Below are 17,838 nucleotides of genomic sequence, written 5' to 3'. Positions count from 1 at the left end.
AATGGCATCATTGAGCCTGCAAAATCTTACTTTTGGTGAAATCGAAGCGCGTGCCAGTGCGATATTGCCCGCCGAGCGTCAAATCTACACCGACAGGCGCCCGAAGGCGGCGGCATCCATGCAGACGGGCAATGGCTTTTTCGACGGCGTGCCGATGCACTGGATGCTTGATTGGCCGATGCCCTTCCCGATGATAATCGAAAAAGCCAGCGGTGTAAGGCTGGTCGATATCGATGGCAACAAGATGGTCGATCTGTGTCTCGGCGACACCGGGGCGATGTTCGGCCATGGTCCGGGGCCGATCCTGCGCGCGCTGGAGGGCGCCGCCCATCGCGGATTGACGACCATGCTGCCGTCTACCGATGCAGACATCGTCGGCTCGCTGCTGGTCGAGCGCTTCAAGCTTCCGCATTGGCAGATAGCCGCGACTGCCAGCGACGCGAACCGTTTTGCAATCCGTGCCGCGCGCGCAGTTACGGGACGCCGCAAGATTCTCGTTTTCGACGGCTGCTATCATGGGTCGGTCGACGATACGCTCGTCGATCTTGTGGACGGCAAAACCCGATCGCGGGCAAGCCTGCTCGGACAGGTCATCGATCTCGGCGAGAACACGGTTTCGATACCGTTCAACGACGAAGAAGCATTGCGCGCGGCGCTCGCTTCCGGCGAAATCGCCTGCGTATTGGCCGAGCCGGTTATGACGAATTGCGGCATGATCCTGCCGGTCGAGAACTATCACGAAACCCTGCGCCAACTCACCCGCGACAGCGGCACGCTGCTTCTGATCGATGAGACACACACGATCTCGACCGGCCTTGGCGGCTATACAACCGTGCATGGGCTGGAGCCGGATATTTTGGTGATGGGCAAGCCGATCGGCGGCGGCATTCCGGTCAGCGTCTGGGGCATGACCGACGATGTCGCAGCGCGTCTGGATCAGGCGCGGCGCGCGCGCGACACCTCCGGCCATTCCGGCATAGGCACGACGCTTTCCGGCAGCGCGCTTCAGCTCGCCTGCCTGCGCGCCAGTCTTGAAGAGATCATCATACCCGAAACCTACGAGCGCATGGCCAGCCGCGCGGATCTGATCGAGGATGGTTTGCGCGCTGCCATCGGTGAGTTCGGCCTGCCATGGACGGTGGTAAGGGTCGGCGCGCGGCTGGAAGTGGTCTTCTCGCAGTCTCCGGTGCGCAACGCCACGGAGGCGCGTGCGGCGGCATCCTCAACGCTCGAAGCGGCTTTGCATCTGGGCCTGCTCAACCGGGGCTTCCTTGTTACACCGTTCCACAACATGATTCTCGTCGGACCTCCATTGGAGGAAAGCGAGGCGCATGAACTCGTCAGCGCCTATCGCGAGGTGCTTGCCGAACTGGTGAAGGAGTAAGGCGTTCAGCCGTTGTCTTGCTACAATGTTTGACGCAGCAAATAGACCCCGTCGAGAATGTCGGCGTGGATGGCGAGCTTTAGCGCCTCCGCATCCTTTCGCCGGATCGCATCGATGGCCATTCTGTGCTTGTCGATGACATCCGTCTTCTCGACCAGATCGTAGACGGTGCGCATGAAGGGGCCGAACTGCACCCATATGCTTTCGAGCAAAGGCACCAGAACCTCAGAGCCGCCCGCCCGGTAAAGCTCGAAGTGAAAACGGTAATTGCTGAGCATATACGCATCCGCGCTGCCCGAATCGTAACTGCCATTTATCTCATCGTCATAAGCGATCATCCGTTCCAGACGGGCGGCATCGACATGGGCGAGCGCGCGGCTGGCGCAGAGCGGCTCCAGCGCCACGCGCGCCTGCATCAACTCCTCGAAGCGAGCCAATGTCAGCCGCGGCACGCAGACACGGCGGTTCTGCTGAATCTCCAGCGCGTTCTCGGCGGCCAGCCGACGGATGGCCTCGCGCGCCGGCATCATGCCAACGCCCAGCATTTCGCTGATGCTGCGCAGGCTGATCGCCTCCCCCGGCGAGAGACGGCCGGTGATCAGATGCTCGCGCAATGTCTGATAGACCTGCTGATGGACGGGCGCAAAGACAGGATCGGTCGCATCGCTGCCTTGCTGGATATTCATTCTGGCTGCCCTTCTGTTTCCCGATCCCGGAAGACAGAAAATCCGCCGGCATCGATGGGCAAGTATAGACTTTCAAATCCGGCGAACAAGTTGGCCGCTGGTCACAGCTCCTTCCATAATTCATGGAAATGATGAACCGGACCTCGCCCGTGGCCGATACGGATTTTGTGCGAGGCGGCGAGTGCGGCGTGCAGATAATTCTTTGCGGCGCTCACCGCATCGGCAAGCGTCTCGCCCAGAGCCAGCTTTGCCGCTATCGCTGCGGACAAGGTGCAACCCGTGCCGTGATCGTTTTTCGTTTCGATCCGGGGTGCAGCCAGCCGATGGAGTGTCTGGCCATCGAAGAACAGATCGACGCTTTCGCTGCCGGAAGCATGTCCGCCCTTGATGAGAACGGAAGCAGCGCCACCGGACAGGATGATCTCTGCCTGCCGCGCCATTTCGCGCTCGTCTTCGGCAATCGGACGCCCGGTCAGAAGCGCGGCTTCAGGCAGGTTCGGTGTCACGATCAGAGCCTGCGGCAAAAGCCGCGCTTTCAAGATTTCGATAGCCTTCGGGCGCAAAAGACGGTCGCCGGAAGTCGCGACCATCACCGGATCGAGCACCGCCTTGATATTCAGCCTTTCAAGCGCATCGGCGATTGCCGCGATGGTTTCGTCGCGCGAAACCATGCCGATCTTCACCGCGCCCACCGAAAGGTCGGAGAAAACCGCTTCGATCTGTGCGGTGACCAATGACGCCGAAACATCTTCGACTGCGGTAACACCCTTCGTATTCTGCGCCGTGATGGCCGTCAAAACACTCGCACCGTAAACACCGAGCGCCGAAAACGTCTTGAGGTCTGCCTGAATACCCGCGCCGCCGCCGCTGTCCGAGCCTGCTATCGTTACGGCAATGGCGGTCATGATTTCCGCTCCGAAAGTGCGGCATCAACTGCACTACACAAGTCACTCGTTGCCTTGGCAATATCCGGCGCGTCGAAGATAACCGAAATCGCCGCAACGCCGTCCGCCCCGGCTGCAATGACGCTTGGCACGCGCGCCAGATCGATGCCTGCAATTGCGCCGACTGGAAGGTCGGGACGCACCTCTCTTATCCGATTGCGAAGCTCGAAAAGGCCGTCCAATCCAATCGGCCGATCCGGGTTCACTTTGGAGAGGGTTTCGAACACCCCGCCTATGCAGGCATAATCGATGGGCGCGGCAATCGCGGTATCCGCGTCGGCCTCGTTCTTGACCGTCAGCCCTATGATGGCATTCGGGCCAAGCAGGCTCCGCGCGGTCAGCGCATCCATGTCATCGCGCCCGAGATGGACGCCATGCGCCTTGGCCGCAAGCGCGACATCGACACGATCATTGATGACCAGCTTAACGCCGGTTTCAGCCAAAGCAGTGAGGATCGCGGTTGCACGTTCGATCATGGTTCGCGTATCCGCCTGCTTGTCGCGGTACTGGATCAGCGTTGCGCCATTGCGCGCAGCCAACCCCGCCATAGCGGCCAGGTCGCCCTTGTCCGCCAGCCGTCCATCGACAATTGCGTTCAAACGATAATCAAGTCCGGTCATATGAAATCCTGCTGTGTTCCACGATGTCGGCTGGCGTGAGGTTGAAAAGCGCGTCGAGCCAGGCCGGTTCGAAACTGCCGGGACCGCGCACAAGCGGGGCGGCGATTTCCGCCGCAATCGCAACCGTCAAAGTCGCGGCCACCGACGCCTTGAAAGGATCCGGCTCGACGGCGAGGAAGGCTGCGATGATTGCCCCTGAAACGCATCCAGTGCCCGTCACCTCGGCAAGCCAGGGATGGCCGTTCGAAATCGAGACGGCGTTAGCGCCGCCCCTTACCTTGTCGGTTGCGCCTGTCTCGACAACAACCGGCCCATCGATTTCACCAATCGCCGCCATTTCCGCAGCGTTGGCCCGCAGCACGAATGCACCTTGCGCGACGAGGCTTTGCGCATAGCGGCTTCGGTCGGGCGATGCATCGCAATGCGCCGGGTCGACAATCCACGGCGTTCCCTTTGGCCTGACGACATCGAGCGCAAGGGCGATAACATTGCGCCGCCCGGCGTCGAGCGTGCCAAGATTGACGAGCAGCGCGTCAGCTCGCCCGGCAAATGCCTCGATTTCATCTGCGGAAGACGTCATCGAAGGCACGGCACCTATGACGGTCAGACCGTCCGCGACGAATTTCGGAACGACCCCATTCATCAGGCAATGCACGCGCGGACGCCGTGTCCGCACCGTTTCAAGCAGGCCTGCCGTGTGTTCTACGAAAGGTGCTGTGCTCATCGGATTTCCACCGCGATATCTTCAATGGCAGGTGCTTTTTCGATCAGGCCGCGCTCGGCAAGGAATGCGCCGAAGCGTTCATAACGGCCCTTGTCGAGTGCTGCAGGGCGTTTCGCAAAACGCGGCAGCGTGTCGATCCATGCCTGCTTGTTCAGCGCATCGTCGAGATCGGGATAAGCGTCGATGAACATCTTCCACGCCTCGTCCGGGTGATTGGTCAGGTAGAGCGTCGCCTTTTCGACTGCCTCAAGGAAGCGTGGCAGGCGTTTGTCATCGGCAAGCTCCTGTCGCGTTACAAAAACCAGCTCATCATATGGCGGAACACCGTGCTCCTCCGGGAAGAAGGCAAGCCCTTCATGACCTTCCAGTTTGATTTGGGTCAGCTCGAAATTGCGGAAACCGCCGATTATCGCGTCGACTTTCCCCGAAAGCAGCGAAGGCGAAAGCGCGAAATTCACGTTGATCAGTTCGACATCGCTGAGCTTGACGCCCTCGCTTTCAAGCATCTTGCCGAGGATGGCATCTTCAAAGCCTGCGACCGAGTATCCGACTGTCTTGCCCTTGAGATCGGCGATGCTTTTGATCGGACCGTCCGCCCGCACGATGACGCTGCTCAACGGCGTTTCGACAAGGGTCGCAAAGCGAACGATCGGCACACCTGCCTTGTGATCGAGATAGAGGTTCGGCTGATAGTGAATGCCGATGTCGCTTTGCCCGGCGGCAACCAAGCGCGGCACTGCCGACGGGTCGGACGGCGGGATCAATTCGACATCCAGCCCTGCCTCATCGAACAGGCCCAAGCGGTCTGCGACAACCAGCGGCGCATGGTCAGGGTTGACAAACCATTCGAGAAGAACAGTCAGCTTTTCCTTCGCCTGCTCCTCCGCGACAAGCGGCGAAGACAGGGCGAGAAAAGCGATACTTGCTGCAATTATTGTGCGTTTTATCATGCTCTTATCCGTGATTTGTCAGAGAAAGGATCATCGTTCTTGCGCCCATGGCGCGATGAATGGTGCGGCCTCGTCCACGAGGTGCCGCAGGGCGAGACTTAGAATTGCGATCAACGTCATCGCGGCGAAGACGGTGTCGGTCTGCATGCGCGCATTGGCCTGAACCATGACGAAGCCGAGCCCCGCCGAAGCACCGACCCATTCGCCGATGACCGCACCCAGCGGTGCCAAAGGCGCCGCCACGCGCAGACCCGAAAGCAGGCTTGGGAGCGCCAGCGGAATCCGAATTCGTCGCAGCATATGCCAATGCGTCGGAACGCTTTCGGAAGCGGCATCCAGAATGTCTCGGTCGATGCGACGCATCCCGTCGCCGAAGGCAGAGGCAACGGGGAAAAAGATGATGATCATCGCCATGATGACCTTCGAGGCCATGCCGAACCCGAACCACAGCACCAGCAATGGAGCGATCACGAAGACGGGAAATGCCTGCAAGACCAGAAGCATCGGCCAGACCAGCCGGCCAAGCCGTGGAAATGCCGCGATCGCAATCGCGGTCAGCGCGCCGAACAATACACCAAGCACGAAGCCGAGCAGGATTTCTGTCAGCGTGACCAGACCATGTCTCAGGAAAAAGCCCGGCTGGCGCTCGAATGCTGCCAACACCGCAAGCGGCGACGGCAGCATGTAGCGCGGCGGCGAGAGCAGCAGGATTATACTCTGCCAAGCAATCAGCAGCACGCCGATGGTTTGCCCGGCCCAGAGAATACGGCGCATGGCGCTAACAGCCCGAAAAAGCTCGCTGAAAATCCGGCGGGGCGTAGGAAAATTCGAATGGCATGGCGCGATCTCCCGATAAACATCTTGGAGACCCAGGCGAAGCGAAGAGCAGGTTTAGGATTGCCGGTGTGGCCCTATTTCCGTTCCTACGCCGGTATAACCCGGATCAGGTTCAAGGGTCCGGCTCATTGCCATCTCAGCGCCGTACAGCGCACCCCTCGGATAGGTAAGGCTTGCCCCAATGCGGGGCGGGTGTCAACGCGGCGCGTGGCATAATCCACACGCCGCGCTGGTTTCGAACTCAGGCGCTCTGGATCGCCTCGATCTTGTCGATGCCGCCGACAGTACCGGCAAAGGATTCCCAGACACCGCGTGCATGCGCTTCCCAATCGGCACGATTTTCCGGCTGCACGACATGGCCGCCATGTTCGGCAGCGATCTTGATCGACGCGTCTTCGTCTTCGAAAATCAGCTTCGTGAAATAGTCCGCGCCTTCGCTGGACGCTTCATCGAACGCGACTTTCTGCTCGTCGCTCAATCCGTTCCAGAAGCTGTTCGAGTAATAGACGACGCCGGATGCCCAGATGTGGCTGGTTTCCGTCAAATACGGCACGACTTCGTAGAGTTTGAACCCGGCATAGGCCGATTTCGTCAAATCCATCGCGTCAGCGACGCCCGTTTCCAGTGCATTGTAGGTTTCGGTGATCGAAATGCCGACAGGCGTCGTGCCGAACGCGCTCCACAATTGCGTGTGCAACGGGCTCTGGATGACGCGGATGCGCTTGCCCTTGAGCTGTTCAGGGCGTGTGACCTCTTCCTTCGTCAGAAGGTGGCGAGCACCATAATTGATGAAGCCACCGACATGGAAATTCTGCGCATCGAGCTTGGCTTTCAACTCGTCGCCAAGCGGTCCATCGACGACGCTCTTGACGTGATCGGCATCGCGAAACAGGAATGGCAGGTCGAGAATTTGCAGCTCCGGTACCCAGCCGGACAGCCATGAAACCGTTGACTGGCTGGCCTGGATCGAACCGAGCTGTACGCCTTCGGCGACTTCTTTTTCACCGCCGAGAGCGCCGTTCTTCACGATGTTGAAATTGAACTGGCCGGGCAGTTTCTCTTCCACGAGATCGCGGATTTTGAACCAGATCTTGGTTTCCGGCTTATCGTCGCCAAACAGCGAGGCAACGGTCAGCGTCTGTGCCTGCGCCTGGGCGCGACCGATCAAAGCCGGTGTGAAGAGGCCAGCCGCTCCAACTGCGGCGGTGGATTTGATGAAAGCACGTCTATTCAATCTATGCATTTCCAGGGCTCTTTCTTGGGAGGAAATCAAAGGACGAGTGCACCGGCGCAGAGGATGGCAAGAGCCACCAGCAGCGCGAAGAGGTAAGGCAATATTGCGCGGAACAAGGCCGTTACAGGCACGCGCGTCACACCGCTCACGACATAGACCAGCATGCCGACGGGCGGCGTCAGCCCACCGATCATCAGATTGACGACGATGATCACGCCAAAATGGATCGGGTCTATTCCGGCGGCTACAGCCACCGGCATCAGGATCGGGCTGAGCAGCAAAATCGCTGCGCCTATGTCAAGAAAAAGACCGGCCACCAGCAGGATGAGATTCGACAGGAGCAGGACGCCAACCGGCCCGCTGCCGAGTGAAGATGCAAGGTTCGCGACCATGTTCGACACGCCGTCTACGGCAAGCAGGAAAGCGAACGGCGCTGCCGTGCCTATCAGCAGGCCGATCGCCGATGCCTCGCGCGCTGCCTGGCCGAAGGCTGAAAACAGCGATTTGCGGTCAATACGTGTCAGTCCGAGCGCCAGCGTGTAGACGGCTGCCAAGGCTGCGGCCTCGGTCGTCGTCACGACACCCATGCGTATGCCGACGACGACGATGACGCCCAGGCCAAAAGCCGGAATTGCAGCCACCGCAAACCGCAATCTGTCGCGCCCGGTCGCTCGCTCCTGCAAGCCATTGTCATGCGCCGTCAGATAAAAGCTCACGCCAAGGCAGACCGCCATGATGCCGCCCGCGACGAAGCCGCCGACCAGAAGCGAGCCGACCGAAAGGTTTGTGGCGGCGGCCAGAATGAGAAACGCGATGGAAGGCGGGATCACATTGTCGAGCACCGAGGTTGAGGCAATGATCGCCCCGGCCTTCGCCGGTGAATATCCGCGCTCGACCAAGGGCGGCTGAAACGTGCTTGCGCCAAATGCCGCATTCGCCACCGATGATCCCGACGCGCCTGAAAACAGAACGCTGGTCAGAAGCGTCGTCTGCGCCAGCCCGCCACGCTTATGCCCAACCAGCGAGGCGGCGAACCGAACGAGGTGTCCCGCCACGCCCGATGCCGTCAGCAGCCCGCCTGCCAGCAGGAAGAAAGGGATCGCCAGCAGCAGGAATTTCGACATGCCGGTGACGGTTGTCGAGACGATTGCCTGTTCGGGCATCGTACTGCCGAAGGCCATTGCGATATAGGCGGCTGCGAAAAACGCGTGCGGCAGGGGTGCGGCTACGACCAGTCCGACAAAGCTGATCAGGCCCAGCACGAAGCTTGGCGGCCAGCCTGCAGGGAAATGGACGAAAGGAATGGCGAAATAAAGCGCCCCGCCGATGATAAAGGCTGCAGCCAGATTGGCGATGCGCCGCTCCGCGATGAATTGCAAGGCAACGACGAGCAGGATTAGCCCGCCGCCGACGCCGAACACGCTGAAACGCACCCATTCGGGCAGGCCCAGAGTCGGTGAAATCCCGCCCAGCATCGACACGATCTTTGCGCTTCCGAACAGGAAGATCAGGCCGGTCAGAACCACGAAGACATCGGCGATGACAGATGCAACCGCCTGTAAAGACTTCGGCATGAGGCGCACGAAAACATCAAGCCGCATGGCAAGCGCACTGTTGATCGCAAGCGGGGCGCCGAGCGCGATCAGGGCCAGATGCAGCCAGACCGACAGATCTTCCGATCCGAGAAGGCCGGTTCCGAAGGCATAACGCAGAACCACGGTCACAAGCACGACGGCGAGCAAAACTGCCAGCAGCGCACCGCATATCGTCTCAAGCACGGTCTCGACGATCAAGAGCGTACGTGCGGCAATACGGGACGGTGCAGTACCGATGCTTGTTTGCGCAAGTTCCATGGTCATCGGGTAAATCTCATCGGCATCAGCTTTGCTTTATCGTCTCTGGATCGCGGTCGAACAGCGTCGTCCACGTATAGCTTTTGGGTGCAGCAGGGCGAACTTCAGCGGTTTCGCGCTGAACATCAAGACGCGGCAATATTGTTTCGCCGAAACGATAAGCCTCTTCGAGCAGCGGCATGCCGGACAGGATGAATGTTTCGACGCCGACCTTTTTGTAGGCTTCCAGCGTGCGGATGACCGTATCCGGCGAACCCACGATGGCCGTTCCCGGACCGGGCCTTACCAGCCCAATACCAGCCCAAAGGTCCGGCGCAATTTCGAGATCGCGCAGATTTTCGGGCTTTAGGCCGCCATGCAGCGCGGTCATCCGCTGCTGCCCGACCGAATCCGTCTTGCCGACGAAACGCTGGTTCGCCGCGATGGATGCATCGTCCATCCGGTCGTAAAGATCGCTGGCGGCTTCCCACGCCTTGGCGTCTGTTTCGCGGGTAATGACATAGAGGCGAATGCCGTATTCCAGCGTGCGGCCAAGTTCGTCTGCCCGGCGTTTCACGGCCTCGACCTTGCCCCCAATCTGCTCCGGCGTTTCGCCCCATGACAAATAGGAATCGACATGTTTTGCGGCGACGTCGATTGCCTTTTCCGACGATCCGCCGAACCAGAGCGGCGGCGCCTTGATGGATGAGCCGACCGGCAGCGCGAGCTTCGCGCCCTCCAGGGAAAAGAACTTGCCCTTGTGATCAACCGTTTCGCCCGCCATCAGCCGATGCCAAAGGCCAAGATATTCGTCGGCCATGTCGTAGCGCTGGTCATGGTCCAGCGTCATGCCGTAGGCTGCCAGCGTTTTTGCATCGCCGGACACGACGTTGATTAGCAACCGTCCTTGCGAAAACTCCTGAAAGCTTGCCGCCATTTTAGCAAGCAGGGTCGGAGAAATCAGGCCGGGATGGATCGCGACGAGGAACTTCAGACGCTCGGTGTAGGGTAGCAGGGCACCGGCAAGCGCCCAGACATCATGTGCGCCAGTCGCGAAAAGCGCGCCGGTGTAGCCGAGGTGATCGTAAGCCTGCGCAAGTTGTTTGTAATAGCCGTAATCGACTGTTCGCGAGCCTTCCGGCTGCCAGGGATAGGCACCGTCGGGCGCACACATGTACCAGAATATATTCATCTACCTAAACCTTATGCCCGCTCTGCTACACGACTGGCGGATACCGGCGCATCGAAAAATCCATGCCGTGTCAATGTGTCGGCCTCTGCCTGTTGCTCGGCCAGAATCGTCTCGTCTGCCGCGACTATCGTGAAATCGCGCGACCGCACGATCGCTTCCCAGTCGGCAAGCTCCGCGTCACCTGCGCCGGTTTTCACCAGCAGCTTTGCCGCCTTTGCAGGATCGGCCATGACCTCGCGCCCGATCCGCGAGAGTTCGTTTACAATGTAATCGGATGCTTCCTGCGCGACTGGCTGCTCCGCCAATGTCCAGAACACCGACCTGTTGGGGATGGTCGAGCCGCAGCGTGCAAGTATCTGAAAACCCTCGTGCCTTTCGGCTTTCTCGAGTTGCGGCGCCATCGAAAGCCACGCATCCACCGCACCATTTTCGAGCGCCTTGAAACCTGCGGGTCCGCCCGTTTCGATGCGAATGACATCTGGCAGACCAAGCCCCGCCTCTTCGAGAATCTTGGCGAGAAGATAGGTCTGGAACGAACCATCTACCAAAGCGATGCGCTTGCCCTTCAGGTCAGATGCATCCTTCACCGCGCCGCCACGCGTAACGACAATCGCTCCATTTCCGGGGCGCGCGGCAGAGGCCGCGATGTAGGAAACGGGCCTGCCACTGGCTTCGGCAACGATCGGCGGCGTGGAACCCGTACCGCCGAAATCGATGGATTTGCGCGCGATCAAGTCAGCCGTGTCGCGCCCTTCCCCGTATTCTACGAATACCGGGTCGAGCGCTTCGAATGCTTTTGGCCAGACCTGCGCAAGGCGCAGGTGGAGATTGCTGGGGTGAACGCCGATTTTCATAAAAGTGCCTGTATGCCGAACCTGCTGATAATCTATTTTTTTATAGATTGTCTGTCTGGACGGCTTCATTCCAATTTGGAGCGTCATACCGAATTGAAATACCCGTATTTCTATCAGTGTCAGGTCCGTTTTTGCGTATGCACGGAACAGGTCATTTCCCGGTTGCAGACGGAACGCGGCGAATATACTTTTTTATGAAGTGATGCTGCGTGGAGCCTGATGGTCAAGCCGATCTCCCCAAAACTCTGCCGAAGCGTAGGCGATGCTAGCGACCTTTTGCGGACGCTCGGAAACGCCAATCGGCTGGCAATCGTCTGCTTCCTGATGGAACAGGAATCGATGGTTTCACAGTTGGAAGACGAACTCGGCATCCGCCAGCCCACACTCTCGCAACAACTCACCGAACTGCGCGACGCAGGTATCATCGAAGGCAGGCGCGATGGCAAGAATGTCATCTACCGCGTCGTCGATGATAAAAGCACCGGACTGGTAAAGCTCCTGCGCGGCATGTTCGCCGGGTTGGACGATGTCACCAGCAAGCGCACGAGCATGGCAAATCTGCCGATCACAGAAATCATGTTCGATTGATGATTGATCTTTACAGTTGGATCACGCCCAACGGCTTCAAGATTTCCATCATGCTGGAAGAACTTGGCATTCCCTTCGAATGCCATTCCATCGACATCACGAAGGGCGAACAGTTTTCTGGCGCGTATAATAGAATAAGCCCGACCAACAAAATCCCCGCGATCTTCGACCGCGAGAGCGGCACGACCGTAATCGAGTCCAGCGCGATCCTGCTCTATCTCGCCGACAAGTACCGCAGATTCATTCCGGCCGAGGGCAAAGCACGGCTTGAGGTGATCGAATGGCTGATGTGGCAGACGGGCAGTCTCGGGCCGACGCTCGGCCACGCGCATAATTTCCTGACCTACAATGAAGGCCGCGCGCCCTACGCAGAAGACATATTCCGCAATGACGTAAAGCGCTTATACGAGACGCTTGATGCGCGGCTGAAAGATCGGGAGTTCATAGCGGGCGACTATACGATTGCCGATATCGCAATCTGGCCGTGGATCTCGCGCTGCGAACGCCACAAAACCGACCTCAACACCTACCCCAATGTGCATCGCTGGTATCTCGCAATCGCAGCGCGTCCGGCAGTCCAGCGCGGCTATCGCCTGCCGCATTTTACAGGCGAGATACCGCTACCCGAAGTTACGCATATTCCCTGACAGTCTGGAAACCGGCAAAACGGTCGAACAAATCGACATCGCCCATTTGCCCGCCCTTGAGCATCAGCAACATGCCGTCGCGTGATGGGTTGTCGCTTCTTGTGCGGCAAAGCGCAACGCCATCAGAAATGCGCCCGGCATAACCTAGCCCCCAAAGGCCTAGTGAATTCGTGATGACGCTCGACGTATCGCCACCGGCAATTGCCAGCCTGCCGACCGGCGCAATTTTGAGAATAGCGTCAACAAGCTCGGCGCTTCTTTCAGCCAGGTGACGGCCTGAAGCTGATATTTCGTCTGCGGGTGCGGTCGATATCAGGACATTTTGAGCTTGCCGCAATTTCGCGACTGCTTGCGCAACCACCCTCTCAAAAGCGGTTGGGCTGCTTATCAACTCACCGGCTTGAATCGGGATGAGATGAAACGATTGCGCCGCTTCGATTTGCGTACGCGTCAATGGCGACAGGCTTCCGGCGAAGGCCAGAACCGGCCCAGCACTGTCGATTTGTGAAACCGCGTCGGCAGCATCGACCGAAGGAAAGAACGCTTCCGCGACGCTGCTCGCACCTATGGTCAACATCGAACTTTTAGCGGCGGCGATACGGATCAGCCTGCCGATCTCCGCAATATGCGTCTCCGTCAAAGCATCGAAAAGAACGGCCCCGCGTTGCAAACGCGACCACTCGCGGTCCAGCGAGCCGTTATCGATACTCGTCCAGTCGATGCACGCAATGTCATCCAGACCGAGCCGCCGCAGATGCCGGGCGAGATCGGCGTCGCCCATCGGGGTCGAGGGGTGACGGCTCATTGTCGGATGCCGGTCGAGCCGGTGCATTCCGCCATTGCCCGATGCAAACAGATTGGAGAACGCACAATAGCGCCGCAGCGAAGGCTGGCCGCCGACGATGGGAACCAGCGCCTGATCGACGAACGGGCGCAGCGTCTCAATCGCGGTAGCGATATTGCCGACATGAGGCGCGCTGTCGAAGGTCGAGCAGCATTTGTAATGCAGAAGAGAGACACCGGCGTCGCGAAAGAACCGTCCGACCGGTTCCAACTCTGCCGCCATCTCCTGCGGGTTCATCGCGCGCGCAGCCCCGGCTATGCCGATCGCGTCCAGATCGCCAACGGCCTCCAGATGGCGGTTCTCAGGCGGTGCCAGGAAAAGGAAAGCGCGCCGTCCCCGACGCGCAATCGTTGCCAGCGTGTCGGTGGCACCGGTGAAATCATCGCCGTACCAGCCGTAAATCGGCGTGCTCATGCTTTCACGCCAAAGAAATCCAGCGCGTCGGCCAGAGCCTTGTTCGAATGACGCGCATCGGACAGCGCTTCACCCGCCGCAACCGCCCGCCATGCTTCGCGAATGCTGGACACGCCCTCAGCCGGTCCGCCCGGATGCGCCATGATGCCGCCGCCCGCCATGAAAAGCAGATCGGTCGTTGCGACCGCCTCGAAAGTCTGCGGCACCGTGCCTGCCCATTGGCCGGACGAAAACGCCGGCAGAACGCGATCGTCCGTGCTTGCCAGTGGCGTCAGACAGGCCTTCGCACTAGCGACAACCTCGTCATCTTCTTGCGCGAATTTTCCCGCGAGGCCATGGACATGCATATGGTCGACGCCAGCCAGCCGCCACAAAAGCTGATACGCATCGAAACCGATGCCAAGTGCTGGATGACGCGAGAACGCACCGTAGCCATTGCGGTGTCCGTGGATCACCAGACCGCTGTGCCTGCGCAGCGTTTCGACCGCCGAAAACCCGCACCAGTTCAGGCTGACCATGGCGCAGGTGCCGCCTTCGACCTCGATCAGATCGGCGTGGCGGCGCATGGCATCCGTCTCGTCCGTAATGTTGAAGGCAACCATCACATGTTTGCCCGTGCGGTCCTCATATTTGCGGACGGCAGCCATCACCGCAGGCACGCGCTCCGCCAGCGGGGCATGTGCAGGATTGGCCGAAATCTCGTCGTCCTTGATGAAATCCAGACCGCTTTCGCAAAGCCGCCCGACCAGAGCGGCCGTATCGGCAGATGTCAGGCCGACATTCGGCTTTATGATCGAGCCGATCATCGGCCCCTCGCTTACGTCGGTCAGCTTTCGCGTTCCTTCCACGCCGTGGGTTGGAAACAGATATTGACTGCGATAGGCCTCTGGAACGCTGACGGATTCCAGCCGAAGGCCGGTGACTTCGCCAAGATCGAAAAGATTTCCGGCAACCGTTGCCGCAAGCGTAGAAAGATTTACGCCGACATTGGCAATCGGAAAGCTGATCGTGACTTCGCCGCGCCTTACCGGTCGCGTATCGCCACGCCGGTCCAACCACGCATTCGGAAGCGATGGACGCTCGACTTCGCCAAGATCGCGCACTTCAACAACGGAAGCACGCGCCCTTTCGCGCAGCGCGTCCGTTTCGCCTTCGACACGCGTGAAGGTGCCGCAGGATTGCTCTCCGGCCATGATCTCGGCGACTTTTTCGAGCGGAAACGGGCTCTCGACGAGATAGCGCGCTTCGTAACGGGAATCTGTGCTCATGCTCAGATCTTCGTCAAATCCGGGAAAGGTCGGACGGGATCGCTGCCGTCCCATCCCTCGGAAGCTTTGCGGATCAGATCGAACATGCGTCCCTTTGGGCCTGCGACTTCTGAAAGTTCGATGACGGTTCCGGGGTGGAATTCCGTATCGAAATAAACAAACCGGCCGTTCTGCCCGACCTCGCCGCTCATCACCGAAACAAAGCCTTCCTTCGTCAAACGCTCAAGATCGGCATCGTAATCTTCCGTCCAATAGGCAACATGCTGCAAACCGCGATGCCCGGCGAGCTTGAAATCGCGATACATCGACGGCGCATCGTTGCGTGTCTGGATCAACTCGACCTGCAATGGCCCGGAATTGGCCAGCGCCACCGAATTGTGAGGCTTGTGCTTTTCACCGCGATAGGTGTAATTCTCGATCGGAACGCGCTCCTTGTAAAAGAACGGGCCGACGCCGAGCTCGCGCGACCAATAATCCATTGCAGCCTCGATATCGTCCACGACGTAACCGGCCTGTCTGATTTCACCGAAAAACCGGCTCATGATGCGTTCTGAACTCCCTGGAAATTCGGGCGCGGAAACGTCCCGCGCCCTTTGAACTTTTTGAATGTGATTGTGATCAGGCCAGCGTGCCGACGGCGCTTTCCAGCGTTTCCCACGCTTCCTCGCCGAATTTCTGCTTCCAGTCCTTGTAGAAGCCGGCTTCACGCAATTTCTCACGGAAGCTTTCCGTATCCGGGCTGTTGAAGGTTAGCCCATTGGCAGAAAGGTCGGCCTGAACCGAGGCATTGAGCGCCTTGATGTCTTCGCGCTGCTGCAGGCCTGCCTCGTTGATCGCGCGGGAAACGATTTCCTTCACATCGTCCGGGAAGCCTGACCACTGGCTGCCATTGGCAACGAACCAGTAGCCGTCCCAGATGTGGTTGGTCAGCGCGCAGGATTCCTGAACCTCGAAGAGTTTCGCCACCTGAATGATGGGAAGCGGGTTCTCCTGCGCATCGACGACCTTGGTCTGGAGCGCGGTGTAGACTTCGCTGAACTGAAGGCTTGCAGGTGCAGCCCCCAGTGCCGAGAACATCGAAATGCTGATCGGGCTGACCGGCACACGGATTTTCAGGCCCGCCATGCCTGCCGCATTTTCGATCGGATTGCCGCTGGTCGTGGTCTGGCGGAAGCCATTGTCCCACATGGTTTCCAGCGCATGCAGGCGAGAACCTTCCAGCGCCTTGCGGACATGGGCGCCGACGCCGCCATCCATTGCAGCCCAGACCTGGTCGTAATCCTTGAACGCGAAGCCTACCGCATTGATTGCCGCGACCGGCACAAGCGTTGCGACGACGAGGGCCGAAGGCGTGAAGAAAGTGATCGCGCCATTGCGGACCTGCGAGAGCATATCCGTGTCGCCGCCAAGCTGGTTGGCGGGGAAGATAAGCATTTCAACACGGCCATTGCTCTCTTCCTTGATGCGATCCGCCGCTTCCTTGGCGCGGATGTTCAGCGGATGGCTCAATGGCAGATTGTTGCCGTAGCGCAGTGTGATTTCCGCTGCATGCGCAAAACGCGGAATCGAGAATGTAGTGGCTGCGAAGGGAACGATTGCCGCGCCCTTCAGAAATTTGCGTCGATCCAAGCTCATTTCAAAAATTCCTCCCGAATGCGATTTCCTCTTTTCGAAAAGCAAAATCGATCATAGTAATGATGTAGTCAAATCTAGTTTTTGATGTTTTTTGATGGATTCTTATGGAAAGCTCCACTGACGACGCCCTTCGAAAGCGCATAACGATCGTCGATGTCGCCAGGCTGGCCGATGTATCGACGGCGACAGTCGATCGCGTTCTGAACGGGCGGGCGGGCGTTCGCACGCTGACAACGAAGCGCGTCCTCAAGGCCGCTGCCGAACTCGGCTATGTCGATGAGGCCGACGAGCGTGCCATCGACGTCGCGCCCAAGGGGCAGATCGTTTTCATTCTCCCGGAAGGCAACAACCGCTACATCACCATGCTCGGCCGCATGATCGTGTCGATGACGCCGCAGTTCGAGCGCCTTCGCCTGCGCCCGACCGTCGAATACATCCGCTCCTTCAACCCCGAGCTTCTGGCCAAGGCGCTTCAGCGCCACGGTAAGACGGCGGATGGCATAGCTTTCATGGCGCTGGAGCACCCGCTTGTGCGCGAAGCGGTGGCGCGTCTTGTGGAAAAGGGCGTGCCGGTCGCGACACTTATTTCCGATGTCGCGAATTCGGGACGCACCGCCTATTTCGGCTTGGACAATCGTGCTGCCGGGCGGATGGCAGGGTACTTGCTGGCCCGGTTCATTCCAAAACGTCCGGCCAAGGTCGCGATGATCGCAGGCAGCCTCAGCTATCGTACCCATGGCGAGCGCGAGATCGGCTTTCTCGATATTTTGCAGGAGCTTTACCCGGACATCGAGGTCGTGGGCCTGCGCGAAGGCCACGATGACGAGGCGGTAAATTACCGTCAGATGCGCGCCTTCCTGGCGCAGCACCCGGATCTGCACGGCATTTACAATATCGGCGGCGGCGCATCCGGCGTCGGCAAGGCGCTGAAAGACGCACGCCGCGAACAGGACGTCGTTTTCGTCGGCCACGGCCTGACGGCCGATACGCGCGAATATCTGATGGACGGGACGATGGACGCAGTCATCACGCAAAGCGCCGACGACACGATCAGGCGTTGCGCGGCCATGTTCGCCGATTTTCGGGCCGGTCGCCCGGTCGACACGAACATAGCGCCGATGAGGATCGAAGTGGCGTTCCGGGAGAACCTGCCCTAGCCGGGCAGAAAATCAGAATTCTGAAGTT

The 17,838-nt window shown here is 59.4% G+C and carries 18 protein-coding genes and 1 riboswitch; of the genes, 4 read left to right on the top strand and 14 right to left on the bottom strand.

The features are described from left to right. Position 1 precedes the first annotated feature (1 nt). Positions 2–1,384, top strand: coding sequence for an aspartate aminotransferase family protein (locus ABFT80_RS09195; protein ID WP_347971596.1), 1,383 nt, complete (start codon positions 2–4; stop codon positions 1,382–1,384). Positions 1,385–1,404: 20 nt separating this feature from the next. On the opposite strand, the gene ABFT80_RS09190 is transcribed toward ABFT80_RS09195, so the two are convergent. The 10 genes from ABFT80_RS09190 to ABFT80_RS09145 all read right to left on the bottom strand — a co-directional run bounded on the left by ABFT80_RS09190 (position 1,405) and on the right by ABFT80_RS09145 (position 11,257). After that, complete coding sequence (locus tag ABFT80_RS09190) at positions 1,405–2,070, bottom strand: GntR family transcriptional regulator (protein ID WP_347971595.1); 666 nt, start codon at positions 2,068–2,070, stop codon at positions 1,405–1,407. 101 nt (positions 2,071–2,171) lie between these two features. Then, a complete protein-coding gene (thiD, locus tag ABFT80_RS09185; protein WP_347971594.1) occupies positions 2,172–2,975 on the bottom strand; it encodes a bifunctional hydroxymethylpyrimidine kinase/phosphomethylpyrimidine kinase in 804 nt (267 codons plus the stop codon). Beyond that, entirely contained in the window at positions 2,972–3,634 is a 663-nt protein-coding gene (thiE, locus tag ABFT80_RS09180) for a thiamine phosphate synthase (RefSeq protein WP_347971593.1), read from the bottom strand. Before thiE ends, thiD begins: the two co-directional genes overlap by 4 nt. Further along, entirely contained in the window at positions 3,621–4,358 is a 738-nt protein-coding gene (locus ABFT80_RS09175; RefSeq protein ID WP_347971592.1) for a hydroxyethylthiazole kinase, read from the bottom strand. The genes thiE and ABFT80_RS09175 overlap by 14 nt, the downstream gene beginning before the upstream one ends. Then, on the bottom strand, positions 4,355–5,308 hold the full coding sequence (locus ABFT80_RS09170; RefSeq protein WP_455189908.1) for an ABC transporter substrate-binding protein: 954 nt from the start codon (positions 5,306–5,308) through the stop codon (positions 4,355–4,357). Before ABFT80_RS09170 ends, ABFT80_RS09175 begins: the two co-directional genes overlap by 4 nt. A 30-nt stretch (positions 5,309–5,338) precedes the next feature. After that, positions 5,339–6,082 (bottom strand): ABC transporter permease, encoded by a 744-nt coding sequence (locus ABFT80_RS09165; RefSeq protein ID WP_347971591.1) that lies wholly within the window; start codon positions 6,080–6,082, stop codon positions 5,339–5,341. A 129-nt stretch (positions 6,083–6,211) separates the two neighbouring features. Beyond that, positions 6,212–6,314, bottom strand: a riboswitch (TPP riboswitch). A 72-nt stretch (positions 6,315–6,386) separates the two neighbouring features. Then, a complete protein-coding gene (locus ABFT80_RS09160; RefSeq protein ID WP_347971590.1) occupies positions 6,387–7,388 on the bottom strand; it encodes a TRAP transporter substrate-binding protein in 1,002 nt (333 codons plus the stop codon). A gap of 26 nt (positions 7,389–7,414) precedes the next feature. Continuing rightward, on the bottom strand, positions 7,415–9,238 hold the full coding sequence (locus tag ABFT80_RS09155; protein ID WP_347971589.1) for a TRAP transporter large permease: 1,824 nt from the start codon (positions 9,236–9,238) through the stop codon (positions 7,415–7,417). Positions 9,239–9,257: 19 nt separating this feature from the next. Then, positions 9,258–10,403: an LLM class flavin-dependent oxidoreductase gene (locus ABFT80_RS09150; protein WP_347971588.1), complete on the bottom strand. Its 1,146-nt coding sequence runs from the start codon at positions 10,401–10,403 to the stop codon at positions 9,258–9,260. Positions 10,404–10,414: 11 nt separating this feature from the next. Continuing rightward, positions 10,415–11,257: an ABC transporter substrate-binding protein gene (locus ABFT80_RS09145; RefSeq protein ID WP_347971587.1), complete on the bottom strand. Its 843-nt coding sequence runs from the start codon at positions 11,255–11,257 to the stop codon at positions 10,415–10,417. A gap of 219 nt (positions 11,258–11,476) precedes the next feature. Here ABFT80_RS09145 and ABFT80_RS09140 point away from each other — a divergent pair, with 219 nt between their 5' ends. Both ABFT80_RS09140 and ABFT80_RS09135 read left to right on the top strand, forming a co-directional pair. Then, positions 11,477–11,845 carry an ArsR/SmtB family transcription factor gene (locus ABFT80_RS09140; RefSeq protein ID WP_347971586.1) on the top strand — a complete coding sequence of 123 codons (369 nt, stop codon included), beginning with the start codon at positions 11,477–11,479 and terminating at the stop codon, positions 11,843–11,845. Beyond that, positions 11,845–12,492, top strand: coding sequence for a glutathione S-transferase N-terminal domain-containing protein (locus ABFT80_RS09135; protein WP_347971826.1), 648 nt, complete (start codon positions 11,845–11,847; stop codon positions 12,490–12,492). The genes ABFT80_RS09140 and ABFT80_RS09135 overlap by 1 nt, the downstream gene beginning before the upstream one ends. On the opposite strand, the gene ABFT80_RS09130 is transcribed toward ABFT80_RS09135, so the two are convergent. The 4 genes from ABFT80_RS09130 to ABFT80_RS09115 form a co-directional block, all read right to left on the bottom strand. Continuing rightward, a complete protein-coding gene (locus ABFT80_RS09130; RefSeq protein WP_347971585.1) occupies positions 12,476–13,750 on the bottom strand; it encodes a four-carbon acid sugar kinase family protein in 1,275 nt (424 codons plus the stop codon). The genes ABFT80_RS09135 and ABFT80_RS09130 overlap by 17 nt on opposite strands. After that, positions 13,747–15,018 (bottom strand): ribulose-bisphosphate carboxylase large subunit family protein, encoded by a 1,272-nt coding sequence (locus ABFT80_RS09125; protein WP_347971584.1) that lies wholly within the window; start codon positions 15,016–15,018, stop codon positions 13,747–13,749. The genes ABFT80_RS09130 and ABFT80_RS09125 overlap by 4 nt, the downstream gene beginning before the upstream one ends. A 2-nt stretch (positions 15,019–15,020) precedes the next feature. Next, positions 15,021–15,560 carry a VOC family protein gene (locus ABFT80_RS09120; protein ID WP_347971583.1) on the bottom strand — a complete coding sequence of 180 codons (540 nt, stop codon included), beginning with the start codon at positions 15,558–15,560 and terminating at the stop codon, positions 15,021–15,023. Between the two features lie 76 nt (positions 15,561–15,636). After that, complete coding sequence (locus ABFT80_RS09115; RefSeq protein WP_347971582.1) at positions 15,637–16,653, bottom strand: TRAP transporter substrate-binding protein; 1,017 nt, start codon at positions 16,651–16,653, stop codon at positions 15,637–15,639. A 104-nt stretch (positions 16,654–16,757) separates the two neighbouring features. Here ABFT80_RS09115 and ABFT80_RS09110 point away from each other — a divergent pair, with 104 nt between their 5' ends. Further along, positions 16,758–17,810 carry a LacI family DNA-binding transcriptional regulator gene (locus ABFT80_RS09110; RefSeq protein ID WP_347971581.1) on the top strand — a complete coding sequence of 351 codons (1,053 nt, stop codon included), beginning with the start codon at positions 16,758–16,760 and terminating at the stop codon, positions 17,808–17,810. Positions 17,811–17,838: the final 28 nt, after the last annotated feature.

It is taken from the genome of Foliimonas ilicis, assembly GCF_039939195.1.
GTDB classification, from domain to species: domain Bacteria; phylum Pseudomonadota; class Alphaproteobacteria; order Rhizobiales; family Rhizobiaceae; genus Foliimonas; species Foliimonas ilicis.
This window is presented reverse-complemented; position numbering and strand designations above follow the sequence as displayed.